General features: G+C 59.0%; 22 protein-coding genes and 2 tRNA genes. 11 read left to right on the top strand and 13 right to left on the bottom strand.

What is annotated here, in order from left to right; translation table 11 throughout:
- Window positions 1-1,098: a DUF1513 domain-containing protein gene (locus JFT66_RS12280; RefSeq protein WP_153872540.1), complete on the top strand. Its 1,098-nt coding sequence runs from the start codon at window positions 1-3 to the stop codon at window positions 1,096-1,098.
- A 64-nt stretch (window positions 1,099-1,162) separates the two neighbouring features.
- On the opposite strand, the gene JFT66_RS12275 is transcribed toward JFT66_RS12280, so the two are convergent.
- The 5 genes from JFT66_RS12275 to colR all read right to left on the bottom strand — a co-directional run bounded on the left by JFT66_RS12275 (window position 1,163) and on the right by colR (window position 4,933).
- Window positions 1,163-1,390: a hypothetical protein gene (locus JFT66_RS12275; protein ID WP_034115822.1), complete on the bottom strand. Its 228-nt coding sequence runs from the start codon at window positions 1,388-1,390 to the stop codon at window positions 1,163-1,165.
- On the bottom strand, window positions 1,387-2,106 hold the full coding sequence (locus JFT66_RS12270) for a lipopolysaccharide kinase InaA family protein (RefSeq protein ID WP_034115823.1): 720 nt from the start codon (window positions 2,104-2,106) through the stop codon (window positions 1,387-1,389). The genes JFT66_RS12275 and JFT66_RS12270 overlap by 4 nt, the downstream gene beginning before the upstream one ends.
- Window positions 2,107-2,110: 4 nt before the next feature.
- The gene (locus tag JFT66_RS12265; RefSeq protein WP_034115824.1) at window positions 2,111-2,791 is read right to left on the bottom strand and encodes a class I SAM-dependent methyltransferase; all 681 of its coding nucleotides are present in this window, start codon (window positions 2,789-2,791) and stop codon (window positions 2,111-2,113) included.
- Window positions 2,792-2,979: 188 nt separating this feature from the next.
- Window positions 2,980-4,260: a sensor histidine kinase gene (locus JFT66_RS12260; protein ID WP_198859338.1), complete on the bottom strand. Its 1,281-nt coding sequence runs from the start codon at window positions 4,258-4,260 to the stop codon at window positions 2,980-2,982.
- Window positions 4,250-4,933, bottom strand: a complete 684-nt coding sequence (colR, locus tag JFT66_RS12255; protein WP_003208587.1) for a two-component system response regulator ColR — start codon at window positions 4,931-4,933, stop codon at window positions 4,250-4,252. Before colR ends, JFT66_RS12260 begins: the two co-directional genes overlap by 11 nt.
- A 201-nt stretch (window positions 4,934-5,134) precedes the next feature.
- On the opposite strand from colR, the gene JFT66_RS12250 reads away from it, so the two are divergent.
- The 4 genes from JFT66_RS12250 to JFT66_RS12235 all read left to right on the top strand — a co-directional run bounded on the left by JFT66_RS12250 (window position 5,135) and on the right by JFT66_RS12235 (window position 10,660).
- Complete coding sequence (locus tag JFT66_RS12250) at window positions 5,135-7,084, top strand: LTA synthase family protein (RefSeq protein WP_198859337.1); 1,950 nt, start codon at window positions 5,135-5,137, stop codon at window positions 7,082-7,084.
- Between the two features lie 75 nt (window positions 7,085-7,159).
- Window positions 7,160-7,858: a response regulator transcription factor gene (locus JFT66_RS12245; protein WP_034115827.1), complete on the top strand. Its 699-nt coding sequence runs from the start codon at window positions 7,160-7,162 to the stop codon at window positions 7,856-7,858.
- Window positions 7,848-9,146: a sensor histidine kinase gene (locus JFT66_RS12240; RefSeq protein WP_034115828.1), complete on the top strand. Its 1,299-nt coding sequence runs from the start codon at window positions 7,848-7,850 to the stop codon at window positions 9,144-9,146. The genes JFT66_RS12245 and JFT66_RS12240 overlap by 11 nt, the downstream gene beginning before the upstream one ends.
- An 83-nt stretch (window positions 9,147-9,229) precedes the next feature.
- A complete protein-coding gene (locus JFT66_RS12235) occupies window positions 9,230-10,660 on the top strand; it encodes a glycosyl hydrolase family 8 (RefSeq protein WP_198859336.1) in 1,431 nt (476 codons plus the stop codon).
- 198 nt (window positions 10,661-10,858) lie between these two features.
- Here JFT66_RS12235 and JFT66_RS12230 read toward each other — a convergent pair whose 3' ends face one another.
- The 7 genes from JFT66_RS12230 to JFT66_RS12200 all read right to left on the bottom strand — a co-directional run bounded on the left by JFT66_RS12230 (window position 10,859) and on the right by JFT66_RS12200 (window position 18,523).
- A complete protein-coding gene (locus tag JFT66_RS12230) occupies window positions 10,859-11,083 on the bottom strand; it encodes a DUF2188 domain-containing protein (RefSeq protein WP_047282339.1) in 225 nt (74 codons plus the stop codon).
- A 114-nt stretch (window positions 11,084-11,197) separates the two neighbouring features.
- Window positions 11,198-12,859 (bottom strand): group II intron reverse transcriptase/maturase, encoded by a 1,662-nt coding sequence (gene ltrA / locus JFT66_RS12225; protein ID WP_083331120.1) that lies wholly within the window; start codon window positions 12,857-12,859, stop codon window positions 11,198-11,200.
- A gap of 1,036 nt (window positions 12,860-13,895) precedes the next feature.
- A complete protein-coding gene (gene groL, locus JFT66_RS12220; RefSeq protein WP_034115830.1) occupies window positions 13,896-15,542 on the bottom strand; it encodes a chaperonin GroEL in 1,647 nt (548 codons plus the stop codon).
- A 50-nt stretch (window positions 15,543-15,592) separates the two neighbouring features.
- A complete protein-coding gene (locus tag JFT66_RS12215) occupies window positions 15,593-15,889 on the bottom strand; it encodes a co-chaperone GroES (RefSeq protein WP_003175874.1) in 297 nt (98 codons plus the stop codon).
- Window positions 15,890-16,137: 248 nt separating this feature from the next.
- Window positions 16,138-16,614, bottom strand: a complete 477-nt coding sequence (locus JFT66_RS12210) for an FxsA family protein (RefSeq protein ID WP_198859335.1) — start codon at window positions 16,612-16,614, stop codon at window positions 16,138-16,140.
- Window positions 16,615-16,680: 66 nt separating this feature from the next.
- Window positions 16,681-17,412 (bottom strand): HugZ family pyridoxamine 5'-phosphate oxidase, encoded by a 732-nt coding sequence (locus JFT66_RS12205; RefSeq protein ID WP_034115832.1) that lies wholly within the window; start codon window positions 17,410-17,412, stop codon window positions 16,681-16,683.
- 103 nt (window positions 17,413-17,515) lie between these two features.
- Complete coding sequence (locus tag JFT66_RS12200; protein WP_034115833.1) at window positions 17,516-18,523, bottom strand: DUF481 domain-containing protein; 1,008 nt, start codon at window positions 18,521-18,523, stop codon at window positions 17,516-17,518.
- A gap of 194 nt (window positions 18,524-18,717) precedes the next feature.
- Between JFT66_RS12200 and JFT66_RS12195 the strand changes: the two genes are divergently transcribed.
- From JFT66_RS12195 to JFT66_RS12180, 4 genes are all read left to right on the top strand, one after another.
- Complete coding sequence (locus JFT66_RS12195) at window positions 18,718-19,032, top strand: MGMT family protein (RefSeq protein WP_233097089.1); 315 nt, start codon at window positions 18,718-18,720, stop codon at window positions 19,030-19,032.
- Window positions 19,033-19,075: 43 nt separating this feature from the next.
- Entirely contained in the window at window positions 19,076-20,608 is a 1,533-nt protein-coding gene (locus JFT66_RS12190; protein ID WP_153839108.1) for an AmpG family muropeptide MFS transporter, read from the top strand.
- A 217-nt stretch (window positions 20,609-20,825) separates the two neighbouring features.
- Window positions 20,826-22,541 (top strand): proline--tRNA ligase, encoded by a 1,716-nt coding sequence (locus tag JFT66_RS12185; RefSeq protein ID WP_198859333.1) that lies wholly within the window; start codon window positions 20,826-20,828, stop codon window positions 22,539-22,541.
- Between the two features lie 20 nt (window positions 22,542-22,561).
- Window positions 22,562-23,515: a lipoprotein gene (locus JFT66_RS12180; RefSeq protein ID WP_034115837.1), complete on the top strand. Its 954-nt coding sequence runs from the start codon at window positions 22,562-22,564 to the stop codon at window positions 23,513-23,515.
- 132 nt (window positions 23,516-23,647) lie between these two features.
- Here the strand turns inward: JFT66_RS12180 and dinB are convergent, their stop codons facing one another.
- Window positions 23,648-24,706 (bottom strand): DNA polymerase IV, encoded by a 1,059-nt coding sequence (gene dinB / locus JFT66_RS12175; protein WP_034115838.1) that lies wholly within the window; start codon window positions 24,704-24,706, stop codon window positions 23,648-23,650.
- Window positions 24,707-24,984: 278 nt separating this feature from the next.
- On the opposite strand from dinB, the gene JFT66_RS12170 reads away from it, so the two are divergent.
- Together JFT66_RS12170 and JFT66_RS12165 are read left to right on the top strand one after the other, a co-directional pair.
- Window positions 24,985-25,061, top strand: a tRNA-Met gene (locus tag JFT66_RS12170).
- 176 nt (window positions 25,062-25,237) lie between these two features.
- Window positions 25,238-25,314: transfer RNA gene (locus tag JFT66_RS12165), tRNA-Met, on the top strand.
- Window positions 25,315-25,335 lie beyond the last annotated feature (21 nt).

Genomic DNA, 25,335 nt, shown 5'->3' with positions numbered 1-25,335 from the left:
ATGCTCAGGCGACAGGCTTTGGCGATGGGCAGCGTACTGCTCAGCGCCCTCACGTTGGGTGGCTGGACGCTGTTCAAAGGCAAAGACAAGGGCCCGCTGCTGCTGTCGGCGCGCGATGATGCCGACGGCAAGCACTACGCCGTCGGCTATCGCCTGGATGGCAAGCAGGTATTTGCCACCCAGGTCGGCCAGCGCTGCCACGACATCATCAACCACCCGACGTTGCCGATTGCGCTGTTCGTTGCCCGTCGCCCAGGCACCGAGAGTTACCTGATCGACTTGCGCGATGGCGCGTTGCTGCAAACCATCACCTCGAACGCCAACCGCCACTTCTACGGCCATGCGGTGATCCACAAGAGTGGCGACTGGTTGTACGCCACCGAGAACGACACCTCCGACCCTGGCCGTGGCCTACTGGGTGTGTATAAGTTCGAGGGCGAGCGGCTGGTGCACAGCGGCGAGATTTCCACCCACGGCGTCGGACCCCACCAGGTTTCCTGGATGCCCGACGGTGAAACCCTGGTGGTGGCCAACGGCGGTATCCGTACCGAAGCCGAAAGCCGGGTGGAGATGAACCTCAACGCCATGGAGCCCAGCCTGGTACTGATGCACCGCGATGGCAGCCTGATCAGCAAGGAAACCCTGGGCCAGCAGATGAACAGCGTGCGCCATATGGGGATTGCCAGCGATGGCACCATCCTCACCGGGCAGCAGTTCATGGGGCCGTCCCAGGAGCGTTCCGAGTTGCTGGCAATCAAGCGTCCGGGCCAGCCTTTCGTGGCGTTCCCGGTGGCCGACGAGCAGTTGCAGGCGATGGGGCACTACACCGCCAGTGTGGCGGTGCACAGCGAACTGCGCCTGGTGGCGCTGACGGCCCCAAGGGGCAACCGCTTCTTTATCTGGGATATGGACAGCGCCGAGTTGCGCCTGGATGGGCCGTTACCCGACTGCGCCGGTGTCGGTGCGGTGGCGGATGGGTTTGTGGTGACATCAGGACAGGGGCGCTGCCGCTTCTATGATTGCCGCCAGGAACAGTTGCTGGCCAAACCGTTGGAGTTGCCGGCGGGGTTTTGGGATAACCACCTGCACCTGGTCTGACTCACGATCCAAAAGGCAAAAAAAAGGGCCTCGCATCGCAAGGCCCTTTTGGGGGTCAATCGTTTCAACTTTGCGGCCTCATCCCTTGAGACATACCGAACATGAATAACAGCAATTCATGGTCAGGCTTGGCCGCCACACTCGCCTTGGCAATACGCGGCAGCAGGCATTGCCCGCCACCTTGCACCGCACTGAGCACTTGTGTGCGAGGTTGCTCCCACACGGCCAGGGCCAAGGCTGAAACGCCCAACGCCCCGACCAGGAACAAACCTCGTGCTATTTCTAGCTTCATCTGGTTAAACCCTTGATAGCGCTGCCAAACGCCGTCTCGTAAAAGTAGCTGAGTTTTTTCCAGTCGGCATCGTTCCACGACGAATGGCGGCGCAATTGCAGCATGTCATGGGACGCGGCCCGATAAGCGGTCAAGCGCTGGCGACATTTTTCGAAGTCCAGCAGGGCCACTTCCACAGTCGCCGCATCGGGCTCGCCGGTGACCCGCACGAAGATGTGCTTGATGTACAGGCAACCATGCTGCCAGCGGCCTTTGTGCATGCGCGCCAGGGTAGCGGCCAATTCCTGCAGCAAGCGCTCATGGACTGCCTCGCCATACTGCTCACGGCCACCGGCGGCGTACCAGTTTTCGATCTCGTCGAACCCGTCCAGGGACGCGGTCACCAGCAGGGCTTTCCATTGGTGCTCCGGGTCGCGTCGCGCCTCGCAGAACACCAGTTCCGGCACGCGCACATCCAGCAAACGCAGGCCCTTGAGGGCATCACGTTCACGAAGCACGGTCGGACGCCCAAAAGGGTGTAACCAACTGCGGTAGATGTGACCGGTCTGGCGCTTGCTATAGAGCAATCGCCCATTGGCGCTCACAACCCGCTGCACACCACTTTCACCACCACGCCGACGATTAGGTTCTTCGACCCACTCGCCCTTCTGGCGCCAGAAATAATCAAACCGCTCCTCGGGAGCTACATGACTGCCTGCTACGCACTCAACTGCCATCCTGTTACCTCTTACGCAATACATACACTCGCCACATGGCGTAGAGCGGTATGAAGTCCAGGGATTCCTGAACACGGAAACCGGCCTGCTCGAATTCTGCCTCGACAGTAGCAGCCGGTAACACAAACCGGTTTTGGTAACCTTCCTGCTCACCTCGTTTGCGACGACGTACTTCGCTGCGCTTGCGCTTCCAGGCCTTGAAATTGCCGTCTACCCACAACGAAAGAATCACGCTGTCGCGGGTAACCCGCTGAAACTCACGCAGTATTGTCAGCCTGTGCTCCGGTTCACCGATGTGGTGCATCAGGCGCATGCAGAAAATACTGTCGACGGAGTTATCTGGCAAATCGATATCAAAGGCAGACGTCTGCAAGGGCCGTACCCGTTTCACCACATCCGCCGGTTGGGCGGTGGTGGCGATCTTCAACATCGACGCCGAATTGTCAGCCCCGATAATCACGCGGTTGGGTTTTTCAGCCAGCAACGGCCAGAAACGTCCAGCGCCACACGGCAAGTCCAGCACCAGGCCCGGCTCACCGGCCATGGCCAGCGCACCGCGCGCCAGTTGCTCGTCGCGTTTGTGGGACAACCGGCGAGCCAAATTGTCCTGATGTTTGAGCAAATATTGTTGCGCGTGTTGATCGTCGTACTTTTCGGAAAATTCCAACTTGATTGGGGAAGGCATCGTACGTCTCCAGTATCTGATGCCTACAACCATATGCAGCGAACTGTGATCAACAGGTCAACTCATTGTGAAAATCTTGTCCTGTCTAATTGCATACATTTCAAGACTTTACAGAAACATTCAGTAGCATGGGGCCATCTTCGCTGAAAAGCGTTCAGTCTGCACCAGCAAAACGACAGACTGAACGGTCAGGTTTTGACTTGGCTCAACTCCACATGAAAGCGGCAGCCATTGGGCTCCATGGTGCTCAAACTCACGCTCCAGCCTTGGCTCTCGCAGATCCGTTGCACCAGTGACAGGCCAAGCCCCAAGCCCTCGCCGCGGTTCTCACTGCCGCGTACAAACGGCTCGAACATTGCTTCGCGCTTTTCTTCGGGAATGCCAACACCCGTGTCCTCCACCACAAAGCCACTGGGCTCCAGCGTGAGGCGGATAAACCCTTGCTCGGTGTAGTGCAGGGCGTTGCGCAGCAAGTTGCCCATCACCGCATGCAGGAACGTGGTGTTGTACCGCGTGTCCAGGGGGTTGCCGGGCCGATAGATCAACTCCAGGCCTTTTTTCTCGATGGGCTCGCGCCAGATGCCAAGCAGGTCTTCGGCGACCTGGGTCAGGTTGCCTTGGGGCGATGCGGCCGCATCGTCGTGTTTGGCGCGGGCCAGCATCAGGAAGGTCTGCACCAGTTCGCGCATTTCTCCACAGGCCCGGGCGATGCGTTCCACCTGGTTGCGGCCGCGCTGATCAATGGCAGGGTTTTCCAGCAACAGTTCGCAGGAACTGGCCAATACCATCAAGGGCGTGCGCAACTCATGGCTCACATCGCTGGTAAACAGTTGCTCGCGGGACAGCGCCTGGCGCAAGCGGCCCAGGGTGGCGTCGAACGCCACCGCCAACTCGCCCACTTCATCGGCGGCGTAATCCGGGGCCAAGGGCGGGGCCAGGCCCAACAGTTGGTCACGATGACGCACCTGCCGAGCCAGACGCACCACCGGCGCCATCACCTTGCGGGCGAGTACCCAGCCGAGGAATACCGCCAGCGCCAGGCTGAGCACGAACCCCACCAGCACCACAGCAAACAGCACACGCTCACGTTCTTCGAAATCGCTTTGGTCCTGCAGCAGCACATAACGCCGGCCATCGACCACTTCGACCATGGCGTGGTACGACAGCGACTCGCGGAACACCTCATGAAAACCCGGTTCCAGATGTCGCAAATCCTTGGGCAGCTCGAAATCGCCGCGCCCGCCGCTGAAATAAAACAGCTGGTCCGGCTCCGGCCGGTGGCTCCAGTCTTCGACACTGTCCATCAACAGCAGGCGTTGCAGGTCACCGCCCAGGCCCGCCGAGATCAACTTCTCTTCCACCAGGTGCACCGTCGCAACGATCCCCATGGCGAAGGCCCCAGCTACCAACGCACTCATCAAGGCAAAGGCGATGATGATCCGTTGGGCAAGGCTTTGCTTAAACTCCATCACGCCCCTCGGCCAGCCGATAACCCACACCGTGCACCGTTTGCAGCAATGGCTTGGCGAAGGGCTTATCGATCACCTGGCGCAATTGGTGAACGTGGCTGCGCAGGCTGTCGCTGTCCGGGCAGTCATCGCCCCACAGGGCTTCTTCGAGAATTTCCCGGCGCAGTACGTGCGGGCTCTTCTGCATCAACACCGCCAGCAGTTTCAGGCCCACCGGGTTGAGCTTGAGCAGGCGCCCTTCGCGGGTGACTTCCAAGGTGTCGAGGTCGTAGTTCAGGTCACCCACCTGCAGGGCACGCCGCCCGCCACCCTGGGCACGACGCAGCACCGCCTCGATACGCGCGGCCAGCTCCGACAAGGCGAACGGCTTGAGCAGGTAATCATCGGCGCCGGACTTGAAGCCCTGCAGCCGGTCATCCAATTGATCTCGGGCGGTGAGCATGATCACCGGCGTATCGCGGCGCGCGTCTTCGCGCAGGCGTTTGCACAGGGTGTAGCCATCGATGCCTGGCAGCATGATGTCGAGCACGATCAGGTCGTAATGCTCGGTTGCCGCCAGGTGCAGGCCCGACAAGCCGTCCTGCGCACAGTCCACTGTGTAGCCTTTTAGCCCCAGGTAATCGGCCAGGTTGGCGAGGATATCGCGGTTGTCTTCAACCAATAGAATTCGCATGGGCAGTGTCTCCGTACGCGGTAACGGCCGTGTTGGCTCGCGCAGCTTAAGGCCAAGCGAAGCTCAGGGATAGAGCTGAAAAGCCCGTCGATAAAGGTTTTCAACTGATTGTATGGTCAAACGAGTTTTTCACTATAGCTTCACAAACTGACCACAGTCTCAGGGTGAAGATCGCGCCCCATTGATATAAGGAACTTCGACATGGGGTTTTTCAAAACAGCGCCAATGCGCTATTTGCTGTTGATAACCGGTGCCTGGTTATTGGTTTTCCTGCTGACCCGCAGCGTGCTGCTCATGACTCACCTGGATGAAGCCGGTGGCAACTTGCTGCCGGTGTTTGGCGTGGGTGTGCTCTACGACCTGGGCTTCCTCGCCTACGCAGCCTTGCCGCTGGGTTTGTACCTGCTGCTGTGCCCGCCTGCGCTGTGGCGCCGCCGCGGCCATCGCTGGTTCCTGCAAGCGGTGCTGACCATCAGCCTGTTCGCCATGCTGTTCACCTCGGTGGCCGAATGGTTGTTCTGGGATGAATTTGGTGTGCGCTTCAACTTTATCGCCGTCGATTACCTGGTGTACTCCGATGAGGTGCTGAACAACCTGCTGGAGTCTTACCCAATCGGCAAGCTGCTGAGCCTGCTGGCGATGCTGGCCATCCTCCTGAGCCTGGCCCTGCGTAAACCTTTCAATGCTGCCATGGCGGCGCCGTTGCCGACAGGGCGTGGCCGCTTGGTCAATGCCTTGGGCCTGCTGGTGGTCGCCGGCCTCAGCCTGCAGCTGATCAGCCAGGACAGCCCGCGCGCCCAAGGCGGTAACGCCTACAAAAACGAATTGGCCAGCAATGGCCCTTATCAATTCTTCGCCGCTTTCCGCAATAACGAACTGGATTACACCCAGTTCTACAAAAGCCTGCCCACCGAAGTGGTCGCCCGGCAATTGCGCGCCGAACTCAGCGAGCCGAACGCGCGCTTTATCGACCAGGACCCACTGGATATCCGCCGGGCCATCGACAACCCCGGCACCTTGCGCAAACCCAACATCGTCCTGGTGACCCTCGAAAGCTTCAGCGCCAGGTACATGGGCAGCAATGGCGATGAGCGCAACCTCACGCCCAACCTTGATGCGTTGCGCAAACAAAGCCTGTACTTCAATAACTTCTATGCCACCGGCACCCGCACTGACCGCGGCCTGGAGGCCATTACCCTGGCAATCCCTCCCACACCAGGGCGTTCGATCGTCAAGCGCATCGGCCGTGAAAGCGGGTTCGCCAGCCTTGGGCAACAACTCACGGCCATCGGCTACGACAGCGTATTTGTCTACGGCGGGCGCGGTTACTTCGACAATATGAACGCGTTTTTCAGCGGCAATGGTTATCGGGTCGTGGACCAGAGCAGCGTGCCGGAGTCCGAAATCTCATTCAAAAATGCCTGGGGCATGGCCGACGAGGACCTGTTCAAACAGACCCTGAAACTGGCCGACGACGACTACGCCAAGCAGCAACCGTTCTTGCTGCAACTGATGACCACCTCCAACCATCGTCCCTACACCTACCCGGACGGGCGTATCGACATCAAGTCCGGCAAGGGCCGCGACGGCGCGGTGAAATACACCGACTACGCTATCGGCCAGTTCCTTGAGGCTGCGCGCCAGAAGCCGTGGTTCGATAACACGATATTTGTGTTCGTCGCCGACCACACGGCCGGTAGCGCAGGCAAGGAAGACCTACCGATCACCAACTATCAGATCCCACTGTTTATTTATGCGCCCAAGCTGATCGACGCTCGGGAGTCCGCTCAACTGGCCAGCCAGATCGACCTTGCGCCGACGTTGTTGGGCCTGCTCAACCTGAGCTATGAGTCGACCTTCTTTGGCCGCAACCTGCTGCAGGACAACCCGCTGCCACCGCGAGTAGTGGTCGGCAATTACCAGCACCTGGGGTTGTTTGACGGCAAGGACCTGGCGATCCTCAGCCCGCGCCAAGGGCTGCGTCGCCACGACCAGGCCCTTGGAGAGAGCCAGGAATTGCGCGTGGGCAGCGATGACCCGTTGATCCAACGGGCGATCACCTACTACCAGGCCGCCAGCTATGGCTATAAACAGCAACTGCTGAGCTGGAAAGCGCCCAAGGACACCACGCACGCGATCAGCGCACGCTGACGCCCACTACAGCCCTTGCCTCCCGTCAGGCAAGGGCGTAACACTGGCGGCCTTTCCCGGCAACGACACCTGTTCATGTCCGACACCCTGCTGTTGATTGAAGATGACCTGCCACTGGCCGCACTGACCGCCGAATTCCTGCGCGCCGAAGGTTTTACTGTCGCTGTCGAGCACCGTGGCGACCGCGCTGCCCAGCGTATTCTCGACGAACAGCCAGCGCTGTTGATCCTGGATGTGATGTTGCCGGGCATCGACGGTTTCACCCTGTGCCGGCAGATCCGCAGCCAGTACCCCGGGCTGATCCTGATGATGACCGCGCTGGATGAAAACGCCGAGCAGTTGACCGGCTTCAACGTCGGTGCGGATGACTATGTGGTCAAGCCCGTCGACCCGCTGCTGTTGCTGGCACGTATTCGCTCGCTGCTGCGCCGTCACCCTCAAGCGCCCCGCGCCACCTATCAATGGGGCAGTTTTCGCCTGGACCTGAACAGCCATTTCGCCTGGCTCGATACAACCCCCTTGCAGTTTTCGGTGGCCGAGTTCGAATTGCTGGCGATCTTCGCCCGCCATTGCGGCGTGTTGCTGACCCGGGAAAAACTGCTGCAGAGCCTGCGCGGCCTGGAGTACGACGGGCTCAACCGCTCGATTGATATGCGTGTGTCGCGCCTGCGCAAAAAGCTGATGAACCTGGCCTGCCCGGTGACCATCCAGACCATCACCGCCCAAGGCTATCTGTTTGTCGAAGCCCCGCAGGGCGACCAAGATGCTGGCTAACATGCGCCCCGGGATGGCCGTCGTGGCGGGCACCGCTTGGGCGACCTTGACGTTTTATCTATTGTGGCTGTGTGCCAACGCCTCGGTATTTGTCGGTGAAGACAGTTTCTTGCGCCTGATGGCCGGGCCGGGCTACCTGGTGGCCGAGCAGCTCAAAGCCTTGCCAGCCGACCAACGCGAAGCGCACATGGACACCCTGCGTGCACATTTCCAGTACCCCGTGGAGCTGGTCACGCTGGATGAGGTCGAGCTGCCGCCAGAAGCCTTGGTCATGCTGGAACATCAACAGCCGGCGCTCAATAGCGACGAAGACATCACCTACTTTCCGCTGGACGACGACACCGTGATCCAATTCGGCCCCATGTGGGGTACGGCCGAGGTCAAGGACCTGCTGGAGTTCCCCATTTACTGGGTAACCGCATGCGTCGCCGGCCTGCCGGTGCTACTGCTGCTTTGGGTCGGTTTACGTGCGCACCGTCGGCGTACCGCCGAACTGAACAGGCTTAATGCCTGCCTGGGCACGCTGGCGCACACGCCCAATGTGATGTTGCCCGCCATGGGCAAGGAATGGACACCGTTGCTGCTGACGTTGCAGCAACATGCCCAGGACATCAACGCCATGAACGAACGCCATCGCGAAGTCTCCCAGGCCGTGTCCCATGAACTGCGTACGCCACTGGCACGCATGCGTTTCGCCTTGACGCTGCTGAGCAAAAGCGACGACCCGCTCACACGTACCCGCCTGCAAGAACGTTTGCACACCGACGTCGAAGAACTTGAAGCCTTGGTGCGTGCCAGCCTGGCCTTTGCCCGTATGGCCGGCGCGCCCACCGACCTGCAACATGAACCGATCCCCATCCGCGACTGGCTGCATCAGGAGTTTGCCTTGCTGGACGGGCATCAGCGTCGCTTGAGCCTGGACACCGAGCCGCCGCAATTGCAGGTGATCGGCGACCGCGCCCTGTTGCACCTGATTGTGCGCAACCTGTTGAGCAACGCCATCACTTACGCACGCGATCAGGTGTGTGTCAGCGCCGCTTACCATGGCCAGGATCATCTGGTGTTGCATGTCGACGATGACGGCCCCGGCGTGCTGGCAGAAAACCGCGAAAAAATCTTCGAGCCCTTTGTACGCCTGGGTATGGGCGGCGATGAACCCACGGGCTTCGGCCTCGGCCTGGCGCTGGCCAAACGCGCGACCCAATGGCACCACGGCGAGTTGTCGGTGAGTCGCAGCCCCTTGGGAGGCGCACGCATGACATTGATCCTGCCACTGCGCCCGCAGTAGGCAGCGTGTTACAGCCTGTGACAGTGAAGCCTGCTGATTGCTCGTAACCTCGCCGCCTGAATCCCAGGTTGGAGAGCCCTTTCATGCGTCGCCCCAAGCCGTTTTTGCCCACATGGATGCTGTCGCTGTGCATCGTGACCGGCGCACTGTTGTCCGGCAATGCGCGTGCCTTTATCTCGGCCACGCCTTATTACCCGGGCACGATCAAGCCCAGCCATATTTCCCAAGCCGTCATGGACCAGCAACTGACGGCGTTTTATACCGAGTGGAAAGCGCTCTACCTGTCCCAGGCGTGCAGCAGCGACAGCTACTTCGTCAACGTCAGTGCCGACCACAAGCCGGTGGGCGGCGGTACGGCGCCGAACACCCTCACCGTGTCCGAAGCCCATGGCTACGGGATGTTGCTCAGCGTGATGATGGCGGGCCAGGACCCTGACGCACAAAAGATCTTCGATGGCATGGTGCGCTACTTCGAGGACCACCCGACCAAGTCCGACCCTGGGCTGATGGCCTGGAACCAGGTCGAAGGCTGTGGCAATGCCATTGGCCGGTTTCGTGGCGACGCCAGTGCCACCGACGGCGACCTGGATATCGCCTATGCCTTGCTGTTGGCCGACCATGTCTGGGGCAGCCAAGGCAGCATCGACTACCGCAGCCAGGCCAACACAGTCTTGGCCGCGATCCTGAAACATGAAGTGCACCCGCGTACCCATCATTTGATGCTGGGTGATTGGGCCGGCACCGATGGCGACACCGAACTCGAATATGCCACCCGCAGTTCGGACTTCATGCCGTCGCACCTCAACAGTTTTTTTGAGATGACCGGTGATAAACGCTGGCTCGCCGTGCGCGACAAAACCTACGCGATCATCGACACCTTCATCGCACGCTACAGTGCGCGTAGCGCCTTGGTGCCGGACTTTATCAGTCACCTCGACACAACACCCACACCAGCCCGCGCCGGCCTGGTGGAAGGCAAGCACGACGGTGATTACGCCTGGAATGCGGCCCGCTATCCCTGGCGCATCGCCCTGGATTACCTGATGTATGGCGACCCACGCGCACTGGACACCCTGAGTACCTTCAATTTATGGGCCCGCGCGACCACCGCGAATTCACCCGCTGCATTCAACAGCGGCTATCACGTCGATGGCAGCGCCTTGGACGCGGCCCCAGACGATCCTGCGTTTATTGCCGCATTGGGCGTCAGCGCGATGATCAGCCCCGACAACCAGCCATGGCTGAATAACATTTGGGACAACTTGCAACACCGCTCGCTCAAAGCCCACGACTACTACGCCAACACGCTCAAGTTGCTGGGCATGGTGGTCATGGCCGGGCATTGGGAGCGGCCCAGGCCAGCGCTCCATAAAAAGCCCACGCACCTGTCTGTCCATCATTCATTCAACGCAACTGCTGCGCCGGGGGCCCTGGCACTTATGCCGCGTACCGAATTGACCCTGGCACGCGGGTTCACCTTCAAGCGGTTATTGCGACGCCGCCTCATAGGCTGACGTAAAAGCCGCCCATAAAAAACCCCGCCTGCATCACTGCAGGCGGGGTTTTTCAGTGCCGGGTGAGGCTGGCTGTCGGGTAAGAAGCGGCCATTACTGGCCGCCCCTCCCCTAAGAACTGTACGTGCGAGTTTCCCCGCATACAGCTCAAGCCTTTGTAAGCCCTTCCAAATGGGAGAGCCAGCAGTGAGCTCACTCCTAACCCTTGGGTGGATATGGATCGTTGCCGTAGGAGTCCCGGGCGCGGATCTTTCCATCCTGACCATGGATCAGAACTTCACTCTTTTGGTTCTGAGCAATGCTACGTGCTGCTTCAGCGGCTTCCTGCTGGGTTCTGTGATGAGAGGTATCTTTCGAATTCCCCTCCCCACGTACTGCCCAACCCTCATCCCACTTCACAACGTGCTGGTTCTTACCTGACATAGGACACCTCGACATTTGAGAATGTCCTTGGAGACTAGCAGGCAACACCAACAAACACAACATGTACCAAAAACCAACCAACCGAAGCACATCATATAGTGATCTGATAAAGCATCACCGATTGGATTGTGCATGTAGCTGCCGATGACAGTTGGGATGCAACAACACCAGATTGTCCAGCTCGTCACCTCCACCCATGTGCCGCTCGATAACATGGTGGATGTTCCACCCGCTTTCGAACGTAATTAACTGCTTGCACATCGGGCAGCGCTTGCTCTGGCCAAGCCACAACGTCAGCGTCTTCCGCTTCCCTTCATCCGAACTCCGCCACGCATATTCCAGCCGTTGCTCGAAGTACATCTCGTCCTCTGGGGCGTATGGGTTAGCCTCCGCCTTGATCTTGGTGTGCCGCTTGATCGGCGTATCGCTGGCGTACAACAGGTGGAGCAGTTTGCCGCTGGGGTGTAGCCCGGTGAATACCCAACTGCGTGTTCCCACGCGCTTGAAGTATTTTTCCTTGATCCAACGTTTGCAGCGATTCAGATGTCGCCGTCTGCACCATCGCCATAGCAATTTCCAGATCCTGTAATCCACGTAATTGAAGGTCTGCTTGGCGACAATCGGCCGATGATAATTGGCCCAACCCCGAATGACTGGATTGAGTTGCTTGATCAACAGACTGGCCGGTGCCGCTTTGTTTGCTTCAACCAACGCCTTAACCTTGGCCAGAAATGCTTTCACGTTCTTGTGGGCTGGCTTTATCAGCAGCTTGTCACCGTACTTGCGAATATTCTGACCGAGGAAATCGAACCCATCCGCTACGTGCGTGAACAGCGTTTTCTCCACCGCAAGGCTCAACCCCCGCTCGGCCATGAAGGCTTCGACGAGTGGCTTCACCTCGTTTTCCAGCAACTCTTTCGAGATGCCGGTGATGACGAAATCGTCTGCGTACCGCACATAGTTGACCTTGGTCTTGTAGCTGGCTTTGGTATTGCGCTGCCCGAACCGAGATTCGAGCTCCTTTTCCAGTCCATCAAGGGCCAGGTTGGCCAATACTGGCGAGATGATGCCTCCTTGCGGAGTTCCCGCCCCGATTGGGTTCAATTGACCGGATTCCATATATCCCGCTTTCAGCCATTTCCTTAGAACCACCTTGTCCATCGGGACATTGGTGATCAGCCAGTCGTGACTGATATTGTCGAAGCACCCCTTGATATCCCCCTCCATGACCCACTGCGCAGAGTGCTTGCGACCGAGATTGACGAACAATTGCTCGATTGCATCTGCCGTGGAGCGATGAGGACGAAAGCCATAGGAGTTTCGGTCGGCTGTGGTCTCGGACACCGGTTCGAGGGCAAGCAGGTATAACGCCTGCATTGCTCGATCCAACATCGTCGGAATCCCCAGCGGTCTGCGCTGGCCATTTGCCTTGGGAATGTAAATCCGCCGCAGTGGCCGGGGCTTGTACCCCCTGCGCTCTAACCGAAAAACTGCCTTCCATTTGCTTTCAGGCGTGCTCCAGGTTTCCCCATCAACGCCGGGAGTCCTGCGACCCCGGTTTTCAGTGACCCGTTTAACCGCCAATACCTTGGCGGCAAACGAGCGAACCAACATGCGCTGCAAGGTTTTCACCTGCCGCCATTGCTGATTCTTGGCTGCCTTCGCGATCCGTACCTGTAGCCCTCGCACCTGTCGATGACCTGTTTCCCAGTCTATCGAATGCCAACTGGTGACCAGATGGGAGGACGCAGGTACTTCTATTTCAGACGCACTCATCTTGCTTTTCCTCCAGAGAAGATTTCCCCAGAGGGCAGCAGACGCACGTCGCCCTTGTGGGAGAGTGAGTACACTGCCCCGCAAGGGATTTCTATGAATTAGACGCAGCCGGTCAGACCGACACACGTCTGTTCTTGATGGCTTTACAAGCCTTCTCGCGATCAAAGACCAGTCGGAAGTCAGCACCATTTCCGGTCAGGGCACAGCCCCTATCCAACCCCATTACAGGGTGGCATTCGCTTTTTCCGACATCCTCTACCCGCACTTTCAACAGTCTTCCTCACGGTCGACCTGCCTTGCCATACAGGCCAGTGGCAAAAATACGGGCTTACCGAGTTCCATAACCGTCACAAGGATGGGTTAGGCCCTGCCTATTCACCGATGACTCAATGTCAGCGTGCCCCCAGATGTAAAAGGGACAACCAGTCATGCACCATTTTGGTCAAAGCCTATCAGCAACTTTGGCTCCATGCGGTTGACGGTGTTTATCAGCAGTTCACTTACGTTGGCCATACCAACCAGCCTAGCGTCTCGCCCGCGTGTTGCTCGCAGGGTCTGCATGGCGCCTCGCGGCGATCACACACCACAAACATCGTGGGACTACATTGTCAGGAAGCTTCGCACCCCGCCGTTACCAGCGACGCACTATCCCTAGGCTACTTTTGGCTGAACAAAAGGTCTCGCGCCCCGTCTACCTTGCGGTTTCTGGGTGAGACAATGACAGCTATGGCTTGCGCCCTATAGATAGGAGCAGGCCAGCTCTTTAGACACGATTTCCCATACCTCCCTCGCAGTGTTTCAAAATCTGCAAGCTCAGTACGTATATCGTTCTGATGATTTTCGGGGAGAGAATCACGATATATAGGCGACATTGCGCCGAATTCTAAGCACCTTGTGGGTGCCGGAAATCCGGGCTTTGACGCCCGGACTTCGGGTTTTTTAAGCTGTTTCTGCGGGAAAGTGGCCACCGGTTCAACCGGTGGCCACCTAGGATGTAGCCCGCTAGGTGCTTCTACCTATAGCGACTCTCGTCGCACTACATCATGCCGCCCATGCCACCCATGCCGCCCATGTCTGGCATGCCGCCGCCCGCTGCGCCTTCAGCCTTCGGCTTGTCAGCGATAGCAGCTTCGGTGGTCAGGATCAGGCCACCGATGGAGGCTGCGGCTTGCAGCGCGGAACGAGTCACCTTGGTAGGGTCCAGGATGCCCATTTCGATCATGTCGCCATAGACGCCAGTCGCAGCGTTGTAACCGTAGTTACCTTTGCCGTTCTTGACTTCGTTGACCACAACGCTTGGCTCGTCGCCGGAGTTGGCAGCGATCTGGCGCAGCGGTGCTTCAACAGCACGACGCAGCACAGCGATACCGACGTTCTGGTCGGCGTTGTCGCCGGTCAGGTTGGTCAGCGCTTCCAGAGCACGGATCAGCGCAACGCCACCGCCAGGTACCACGCCTTCTTCAACGGCTGCACGGGTAGCGTGCAGGGCGTCTTCAACGCGGGCCTTCTTCTCTTTCATTTCAACTTCGGAACCCGCGCCAACCTTGATCACTGCAACGCCACCGGACAGCTTGGCCAGGCGTTCTTGCAGTTTTTCACGGTCGTAGTCGGACGAAGTCTCGGCAACCTGGGCGCGGATCTGAGTGATGCGCGATTGGATGTCGCCTTCAACGCCAGCACCGTCAACGATGATGGTGTTTTCCTTGGAGATGGTCACGCGCTTGGCGCTACCCAGGTTTTCCAGGGTGGCGCTTTCCAGGCTCAGGCCGATCTCTTCGGAGATAACGGTACCGCCGGTCAATACGGCGATGTCCTGCAGCATGGCCTTGCGACGGTCGCCAAAGCCTGGCGCCTTGACGGCTGCGACTTTAACGATGCCACGCATGTTGTTCACGACCAGGGTCGCCAGGGCTTCGCCTTCAACGTCTTCGGAAACGATCAGCAGTGGGCGGCCGGCTTTGGCAACGGCTTCCAGCACTGGCAGCATTTCGCGGATGTTGGAGATTTTCTTGTCGACCAGCAGGATCAGCGGGTTGTCCAGTTCGGCAACCATGGTTTCTGGCTTGTTGACGAAGTACGGGGACAGGTAGCCACGGTCGAACTGCATGCCTTCTACAACCGACAGTTCGTTTTCCAGGCCAGTGCCTTCTTCAACGGTGATCACGCCTTCTTTACCGACTTTTTCCATGGCTTCGGCAATGATGTCGCCGATGGAGCTGTCGGAGTTGGCGGAGATGGTACCTACCTGGGCGATAGCCTTGGTGTCAGCGCATGGCTTGGACAGGTTTTTCAGCTCGGCAACGATGGCGATGGTCGCCTTGTCGATGCCGCGCTTGAGATCCATCGGGTTCATGCCGGCAGCGACGGCCTTGTAGCCTTCGTTGACGATCGCCTGGGCCAGGACGGTAGCGGTGGTGGTGCCGTCGCCTGCGTCATCGTTGGCACGGGAGGCAACGTCTTTGACCAGCTGCGCGCCCATGTTCTCGAAACGGTCTTCCAGTTCGATTTCTTTGGCTACGGAAACGCCGTCCTTGGTGATGGTCGGAGCGCCGAAGCTCTTCTCGATGATCACGTTACGGCCTTTCGGGCCCAGGGTCGCTTTTACTGCGTCAGCCAGGACGTTGACACCGGTGAGCATTTTCTTGCGGGCGGAATCGCCGAATTTAACTTCTTTAGCAGCCATGATCGATATTCCTTAAATACTTTGTAGTAACGGGAAAATGAGCGGGAAAATCAGTCTTCCAGTACGGCGAGAATTTCGTTCTCAGCCATTACCAGCAGGTCTTCGCCGTCGACTTTCACAGTGTTGCTGCCGGAGTAAGGGCCGAAAACAACCTTGTCACCCACTTTCACGGCCAGTGCGCGTACATCACCGTTCTCCAGGGTCTTGCCTGGGCCAGCAGCGACGATCACACCGTGGTTGGCTTTTTCAGCAGCCGAACCTGGCAGAACGATCCCGCCAGCGGTTTTCTTTTCTTCTTCGCTGCGACGGATGACGACGCGGTCGTGCAGAGGACGAAGCTTGCTCATTGTCGATCTCTCCTAATTGTGTTTTTCATCGGCCGGTATCAATTCCGGCGGGTTAAATTCCGGCGGTGCCGGTCGCGGCTCGCTGGGCGAGACGCGGAAGTCTGTCTGGTGTTGCCACCAGAAACCTTGCGGTGACCGTTACATAAGGGCGCACAAGCTTATTACAAGGGGCCGAAGCGGAAATTTTTTCGTTTTGATGCCCGGTCAAATGCAACACGGCACCCGAAGGTGCCGTGTCAGTGAAGCGCTTATTTGCTGTCGCGGTGTTCGAACTCGCCTTCGATCACGTCGCCTTCACGCCCCAGGGGTTGGCGCGGGGCCGTGCCGCCACGGGGTTGCAGGTCGTCGGCGAAAGCGCGTTGGCGAATCGCCGCTTCTTCGGCGCGCTGGCGCATCTTGCCGGCGAGCAACTTGCGCGTGAATGGCAGTAGCAGGATCAGGCCAAGCACATCGCTGACAAAGCCCGGCAGGATCAGCAGGCCACCGGCCAGGGCCATCATCAGGCCTTCAAGCATGGTCTGGGCCGGCAGTTCGCCGCGGTTCAGGCTTTCACGGGCACGCAGCGCCGTGGCCAGGCCGGCGACGCGCAGCACCAGGACGCCAAGCATCGAGCCGGCGATGATCAGCAACAGCGCCGGGAAAAACCCGATCGCACCGCTGACTTGAACGAATACGAACAGCTCCAACACCGGGAATAGCAGAAAGAGCAATAAAAAAGGGCGCATCAAATGGTTCCTCAACGCAAGAATGCCTTGCCAGTCCACCTTAGATGACGTCGTCGTTTCGTGAATTCAAGCGCTGGCGGCGGTTTTTTTCGGCCAGGCCTCAGCATGAGCCAATGAAACCAAGGCTTCGCGTACTTGTGTCGGCGTGTTGCAAGGCTCTTCAAAAGGCAACCAATAAAGGGATTGGCCGATACGCAGGTGCATGCCTTCACTGTCGATGCCGGCCAGTTGCGCAGGCTCGGTGGTCGGCAAACCGCTGAGGTCGACGTAGTGGGCGATGGCCTTGGTGTGATCGCTGTTCATGTGCTCGATCATGCTGCGTTCGGCCTTGCCGGCGAACGGGTTGGCCAAGGTCAACTGGTCGACCCAGTGGATCGCGCCAAACCCACCGATATAACGGTGACGTACCGGTTTGAGCACCCAGAAATCGAAGTCGTGGGCCTTGTGGTAGTTGGCCGAATCAGGGAAATAGCGGTAATAACGCTCGGCGGCGGCTTCAATCGCCGCGCCGTCTTCCAACTTCTCAGCTTCGGCCAGGTAGGTCAGGCGCCCTACCGCCTGCACATCATCGGCCTCGCGCTCACCCACCAGCAGCGAGCACTTGGGGTCTTTTTGCAGGTTATGGGTGTGCTGGGCGATGCGGCTGATCAGGATCAGCGGGCGACCCTGCTCATCGAGGCAGTAAGGCACGACCGAGCCGAAGGGAAACCCGGGCATGGCTTTGGACAGTGTGGAGAGAGCCCCACGGTATTCCTTGAGCAACAGCTCTCGGGCGTTCTTGGCAACGTGCGCGCTCAACGTATGACTCCTCGGGTGTTCCGCCGCCCATGGCATATGGGAATGGATCTCAACACAAGGTAATCAATATCCGCGCAGGTTGCCAGAGCGGCCGACGCAGGTTTTACCAGGCCACGCCAAAGCCTGCGGTGTAGCGGGTCTTGCTCAAGCTGCTGTCGGAATTGCCACTGACCTCGTTGCGCTCAGCCTTCAAATTGAGCGAGGCCCACTCGGTGACCTTGTAGCGCAGGCCCATCTCGGCATCCAGGGAATATTCGGCCGGCCCGGCAAGGGGTTTGCCCAATTCACCGTTGGTGAAGAACTCAACCGTCTTGCCCACCAGGTAGCGGTTGTAGTTCCACTTCATGGCCAGGGAATAGAAGTTGTCCTTGCCGCCGTCGGCATATTCGTAATCGGTGCGGTTGACCAGCGAACCGAGGGAGAATGCGCCCAGCTCATCGTCCCAGAACTGATAGCCCGGGCCGGTACCGACAACGCGCTGGCGAGCCAGGTCTTCGACCTTGTCACGCTTGTAGGTCAGGCGACCTTCCCAGAACCAGTGCTCGGTGATAAAGCGGTCCAGGTTGTATTCCAGCGCCCAGTTGTCGGTAGTGGTGACGTCATCCTGGAATTCGCGGTTGTATTCACCCTTGCCCGTATGACGCCACTGGCCGTGACGGGCCGAGGTCTTGAAGTCGATGTCGTAGTCGTTGGTGTCTTTGTCTGCGCGCTTGTAGTCCAGCGCCAGATCGACGTTGCCCTTCCACACCAGGTCTTCGATGACGGGCTTGGGCTTCATGATCTGCTGGATACTCGCCAGCTCCACAGTCTTGGGCGCCTCGCCATTGGCCAGTACCACCTTGCCATCATCCGACGCCTGCAAGGACTTGGCCTTTTCGCCGCTGTAGGCATCCTGCTTGACCAGCAGTTCCTGGTCGCTTTCCAGGGTCTTGACCTGCTTCCAGTCCACCGGAATGGAGCCTGCGTAGGCAGTTTGGATCAGCAATTTGCCACCGTCGAAGACTTTGATCTTGCCGGTCAGGCGATCACCGTTTTTCAACCAGACGGTATCGGCGAGCAAAGGCGTGGAAGCACTGAAAACAGCAAGGCACAACAGGGTTCTGGACAACATAAGCAGATACGGGGCTCAGGGTAGGCGAAAATAAGGGGCGTTATAGTGTTACATGGCTAGAACTGACTCAAGGATTTATATTGAGTTCAATTCTCAACGCCATACTTACAGACGTTTCCGACAAAACAACGAAGATCTAAACGGATACCCTCACAGTGAACCCACCTGCCGATACACCGCAAAGCTCCGCCGAGATGCGTCGCACCGCCTTGTACCTGACGTTGGCACAGGTGCCGGCAGGCTGCGTGGTGAGTTACGGCGAGCTGGCCCACTTGGCGGGGCTGGGCCAAGCTGCCCGCTGGGTCGGGCGCACCCTGAGCCAGTTACCCGAGGGCACCCGATTGCCCTGGCATCGAGTGCTGGGTGCCGGCGGTCGGATAAGCCTGCCGGTGGGCAGTGCCTCGGGTGACGAACAACGTGCGCGTTTGCGTAGCGAAGGCGTCACTATCCTGAACAATCGCGTGGATATTCAGCGTCATGGCTGGCGCCCGGTAGAGCACAGCGGTTAGAGTGCGCGCTTTGTTTCCGCAAACCTGAGGCAGACTCCAGCCCATGCCCCGTAAAACCTGGCGCGCCGCGCTCGCCGCCTATGCCAGCCCCTCGACGTTAGTGCTGTTGTTGCTCGGTTTCGCCGCCGGCATGCCTTATATGTTGGTGTTCTCGACGCTTTCCGTGTGGCTGCGTGAAGCCGGTGTGGCCCGCGAGACCATCGGCTACGCGAGCCTGATCGGTCTGGCCTACGCCTTCAAATGGGTCTGGTCGCCGCTGCTCGACCAATGGCGCCTGCCGTTGCTCGGCAAACTGGGGCGTCGTCGCTCCTGGCTGGTACTCGCCCAATCGCTGGTGATCCTCGGATTGATCGGCATGGGCTTCTGTGACCCGCAAAAGCACCTGTCCTGGTTGATCGCCATTGCGGTGGTCGTCGCTTTTGCGTCGGCCACGCAGGACATCGCCGTCGACGCCTATCGCCTGGAAATTGCCGACGACAGCCGCCAGGCCGCCCTGGCCGCGAGCTACATGTCTGGTTATCGCATTGCCGCGCTGCTGGCCACGGCCGGGGCGCTGTTCTTTGCCGAAGGCTTCGGATCCACCGGCTTCAACTACAAACACTCGGCCTGGACCGGCACGTATGTGCTGTTCGGCGTGTTGATGATTCCGGCGCTGCTGACCACCTTGCTCATGCGTGAACCCGATGTGCCCCTGCGCACCCAGTTGCAGGCCGGTCGCTACAGCTTCGCGCACCAACTGGTGTCGGTGTTCGTACTGATCGTGCTGCTGGTGTCGGTGCCGGCGATGTTCACCCAGCTCTACAACACCGACTTTGCCAGCGTGCTGTTCCAGGGCGTGAGCCTGTGGGAACTGCTGATGGAAGACCGCGCGTTCCTGCGCGCTATCCTCTATATCACCCTTACTACGCTCTGCCTGTCAGCCATGGGTCGCCGGGGCTTGGCGCCAGTACTGACGCCGGTCAATGACTTTATCCTGCGTTACCGGTGGCAGGCGCTGCTGCTGCTCGGGCTGATTGCCACCTACCGCATGTCCGATACGGTCATGGGCGTGATGGCCAACGTGTTTTACATCGACCAGGGCTTTACCAAGGACCAGATCGCCGGGGTGAGCAAAATCTTCGGCCTGATCATGACGTTGCTCGGCGCGGGCATGGGCGGCCTGTTGATCGTGCGGTTCGGGATCTTGCCGATCCTGTTTATCGGCGGCGTGGCCTCGGCCGGCACCAACCTGCTGTTCGTGATGCTCGCCGACATGGGCCCCGACCTGCAGATGCTGATCGTCACCATTTCCCTGGATAACTTCAGCTCGGGCATGGCGACTTCTGCGTTTGTCGCCTACCTGTCGAGCCTGACCAACCTCAAGTTCTCCGCCACCCAATACGCACTGCTCAGCTCGATCATGCTGTTGCTGCCACGCTTGATCGGCGGGTATTCAGGGGTGATGGTGGAGAAGTTCGGGTACCACAATTTCTTCCTGATCACCTGTTTGCTGGGTGTGCCGACGTTGTTCCTGATTGCGTTGCACTGGTTCCAGGAAAATCGGCGGATTCGGTTGAGTCCAACACAAGACGACTGATACGACTCGGTCAATGTCGGAGGGGGCTTGCCCCCAATTAGCAGTGCGTCAGTTATAAGATACTTAGCTGACCCACCGCCATCGGGGGCAAGCCCCCTCCCACATTTGGATCTCCAATAGTCAGATCCCCCCCCGCAATGTCACGCCTGTACTCCGGCAGCAACCGCCCGTACAATCCCAAGTCATTTCAAGTCCAAGCAACCGACAACGGCCTACCATGCGTACCAGTCAATATTTGCTCGCCACACAGAAAGAAACGCCTTCCGACGCGGTTGTGATCAGCCATCAGCTGATGCTGCGCGCCGGTATGATCCGCAAACTGGCCTCCGGCCTGTACACCTGGTTGCCCATGGGCTTGAAGGTGATGCGCAAGGTCGAAGCCATCGTTCGTGAAGAAATGAACGCCGCCGGCTCTCTGGAAGTGTTGATGCCGAGCACCCAACCGGCTGAGTTGTGGCAGGAATCCGGGCGCTGGGAAGAGTACGGCCCTGAGTTGCTGCGCTTCAAGGATCGTCATGGCCGCGATTTCTGCGCTGGCCCGACCCATGAAGAAGTGATCACCGACCTGATGCGCAACGAGTTGAGCAGCTATAAACAGTTGCCGCTGAACCTGTATCAGATCCAGACCAAGTTCCGTGATGAAATCCGCCCACGCTTCGGCTTGATGCGTGGCCGCGAGTTCATCATGAAGGACGCCTATTCATTCCACGCCGACCAGGCTTCCTTGCAGGTCACCTACGACCGCATGCACAAGGCCTACTGCAACGTGTTCACGCGCCTGGGCCTGAAATTCCGCCCGGTTGAAGCGGACAACGGTTCCATCGGCGGCGCCGGCTCCCACGAGTTCCATGTACTGGCCGAGTCCGGCGAAGACGATATCGTGTTCAGCAACGGCTCCGACTACGCAGCGAACATCGAGAAAGCCGAAGCCGTGCCACGGGAAACCTCCCGTCCAGCACCGGTTGAGGAACTGCGCCTGGTGGATACGCCAGAGACCAAGACCATCGCGGCACTGGTGGAGAAATTCAATCTGCCGATTGAAAAGACCATCAAGACCCTGATCGTGCGCGCCGAAGAAGAAGGCAAGCTGATCGCCCTGGTGATCCGTGGCGACCACGAGCTCAACGAAATCAAGGCTGCCCAGCAACCTGGCGTGGCCAGCCCGCTGGTCATGGCCACCGACGCCGAACTGCGCGACGCCATTGGTGCCGGTGCCGGTTCGCTCGGCCCGCTGAATCTGCCGCTGCCAATCATCATCGACCGTTCGGTCGAGATGATGAGCGACTTCGGTATCGGCGCGAACATCGACGACAAGCACTACTTCGGCGTGAACTGGGAGCGTGACCTGCCGGTTCCTACCGTGGCCGACCTGCGTAACGTCGTGGCCGGTGACCCAAGCCCGGACGGCAAGGGCACCCTGGAAATCAAGCGCGGTATCGAAGTCGGGCACATCTTCCAGCTGGGCAACAAGTACAGCAAGGCGATGAAGTGCGAAGTGCTGGGCGAGAACGGCAAGCCGATCACCCTGGACATGGGCTGCTACGGTATTGGCGTATCCCGCGTGGTTGCGGCTGCCATCGAGCAGAACAACGACGAGAAAGGCATCATCTGGAGCGACGCCCTGGCGCCATTCCAGGTTGCCCTGGTACCGCTGCGCTACGAAACCGAGCAAGTACGCGAAGCCACTGACAAGCTGTACGCCGAACTGACGGCCGCCGGTTTTGAAGTGCTGCTGGATGACCGGGACAAGAAAACCAGCCCGGGCATCAAGTTCGCCGACATGGAACTGATTGGCATCCCGCACCGGATCGTGATCAGCGACCGCGGCCTGGCCGATGGCAATCTGGAATACAAGAGCCGGACCGAAGCCGAAGCCCAACCGTTGCCGGTGGCTGACGTGCTGTCTTTCCTCCAGGCGCGTATTCGTCGCTGAAAACCAGATCAAGAGAAGTCATGTTCAAGCGAAACACCAGAGCCCTGGGGGGCGCCGCCTTGTGCGGCGCCCTGCTGGTCAGCGGCTGCGCCAATCAGATGTCGCAACGCAGTGAGCACGAGGAGCGGATCGAGCGTAAGTTGCTCGATCACAGCCTGCAGATCGATGTAGGCGAACCCAAAGTGCTGGAGCTGCCGCAACGCCGGGTTCGCATTCATGAGCAGAAGACCTTCGAGGTCACCGAATTCGAAGTCACCCGTCGTTACGACCGCTATACGCCCTACCAGCCCTGGCGCAAACTCTATGAGATGCCGCTGGGTGCAGTGGCGTTGGTGGCCGGCGTGGGCGCCAACGTTGCGAATATCTTCGCCCTCGGCAACCTGCCCACGAGCGTGACCCGTGACTGGCTGAGCTACGGCGTGGACGGCATCAACCCGTTCATGAACGTGCAATCCCACGGCCGTGCGCAACAGAACCTGGCAGCTATCGATGAAGTCCAGCGTGACAAGCGCCTGGAGTATTCGAGCCTGCCCTGGAGCGAGCGCCCGGTACAGGTCAGCGCCGGCAAGCAGACCCATGAGCTGACCACCGACCGCAACGGCATACTGCGCCTGAACCTGTTGGACAGCCCATTCGCCGAGCAGGACCTGAACCGCGTCACGACCTTGAAGATCAGCGTGGAAGATGGCCAGGACGACGTGCATACGGACTCGACCCTGGCAGTCAGCAACAGCCTGCGCGGCAAATTGCTGGAAGCCCATGCCCTGATCTACGACGACCTGGAAGATGACGAAGTGAACCAGTGGGTACACCGGGTCAAGCGCCTGTCGGAACTGGGCCTGGAAGAAGAAGCCAGCGAACTGGAACAGAGCCTGATTGAACTGACTCGCAATGATCCGGAGTTGCAGCAGGAGTTTGTGCAGGCGCTGACCAAGGATGCGGGGCGGCTTGTCGCAGATCCCGGCGCACGCTGAAACCTGAGGACTACCGCAGATCTAAATGTGGGAGGGGGCTTGCTCCCGATAGCGGTGTTTCAGTCACTGAATACATTGACTGACCTACCGTCATCGGGAGCAAGCCCCCTCCCACAGTTTTAATCCGGGTATCTACCAGGAGAACTCTAACTGTTCATTGCCGCCGCTTAGGTCCAGCAAGCGCACGCCAATTCCCAACAATCGCACTGGCTTCCCCCCGCGATTGAACGCCTGGGTCAGCAACTGTTGATAACTTTCCAGATCCCGCCCTGCCCCGGCTTGCTCCAAGGTGGTCTGGGTAAAGTCATGAAACTTCACTTTGACGAACGGCTTGCCCGCCCGGTAGCTACTGTCTATACGCGCAATGCGTCCAGCCAGGGTTTCCATCAGCTCGGGCAGTTTCGCCAGGCAGCTTGAAAGATCCGGCAAATCCACATCGTAGGTATTTTCCACACTGATGGACTGTCGACGGCTGTCGTTCTGCACCACGCGATCATCAATCCCACGGGCCAGGCTCCACAGGCGCTCGCCAAAACTGCCGAATTCGCGCACCAGCGCCAATTTGTTCCACTCGCGCAACTGCAAGCAGTCTTCGATACCCAGGCGCGCCAGTTTGTCTGCGGTTACCTTGCCGACCCCATGCAATTTGCTCACCGGCAATATCGACACAAAGTCTTCGACCTGGTCCGGGGTAATCACGAATAGGCCGTTGGGTTTTTTCCAGTCGCTGGCAATCTTGGCCAAAAACTTGTTCGGCGCCACCCCGGCAGACACGGTGATATGCAGCTGGTTGGAGACCCGCCGACGGATGTCCTGGGCAATACGCGTGGCACTGCCGCCAAAATGCGGGCTGTCAGAGACGTCGAGGTAGGCTTCATCCAGCGACAACGGCTCGATCAAGTCGGTGTAGTCGCGAAAGATCGTCTGGATTTCCTTGGACGCTTCTTTATAGGCATCCATGCGCGGCTTGACGATGGTCAGGTCCGGGCACAGCTTCAAGGCGTGGCGCGACGACATGGCGGAACGAACCCCGTACGCCCGCGCTTCGTAGTTGCAGGTGGCGATCACCCCCCGACGATCAGCCGAGCCGCCGACGGCCAACGGCTTTTGAGCCAGGCTCGGGTCGTCGCGCATCTCGATGGCGGCGTAGAAGCAATCACAGTCGACGTGGATGATTTTGCGCTGCGTCATATAAACGGGGTGTGAACCAACGGGTGGGCAGTATCGCATTCACCCCTGTATATAGCACCAGTAGTTTGATTCTTCCTTCCAAGTGGTAGGAAATTTCCCGGATGAATTTATTTTCTCAATCGAATTTAGCCTTCCGATAGAGCTGAAAGCCTTGGCCTGACTGGTCCCGAGCGGTTCACGACCTCGCATTGGAGAGCTAACCGATTGAACCACAAGCGCTTTTCTTTGATTCACAGGTTGACACACCCGCGTTCCTCTGTAGAATGCCGACACACAGACGCGGGATGGAGCAGTCTGGTAGCTCGTCGGGCTCATAACCCGAAGGTCGTCGGTTCAAATCCGGCTCCCGCAACCAAACATCAAAAAAGGCTACTCGAAAGAGTGGCCTTTTTTGTGCGCGCCTGTTTTTCATCCGCCGCTTCTGCAAAATGCGGCCAAGGCCTTGATTTCAGAATAATTAGCGCTTATTTACGCCATCGGCGCATTAACGGTTGACACCCTGCCGCTGGGCTGTAGAATGCCGCCCACAGACGCGGGATGGAGCAGTCTGGTAGCTCGTCGGGCTCATAACCCGAAGGTCGTCGGTTCAAATCCGGCTCCCGCAACCAAACATCAAAAAAGGCTACTCG

This window comes from Pseudomonas sp. MF6755, from assembly GCF_016405635.1.
Classification (GTDB): domain Bacteria; phylum Pseudomonadota; class Gammaproteobacteria; order Pseudomonadales; family Pseudomonadaceae; genus Aquipseudomonas; species Aquipseudomonas haemolytica.
The sequence above is the reverse complement of the archived record's forward strand: the minus strand, read 5'-3'. Positions and strand labels throughout refer to the sequence as shown.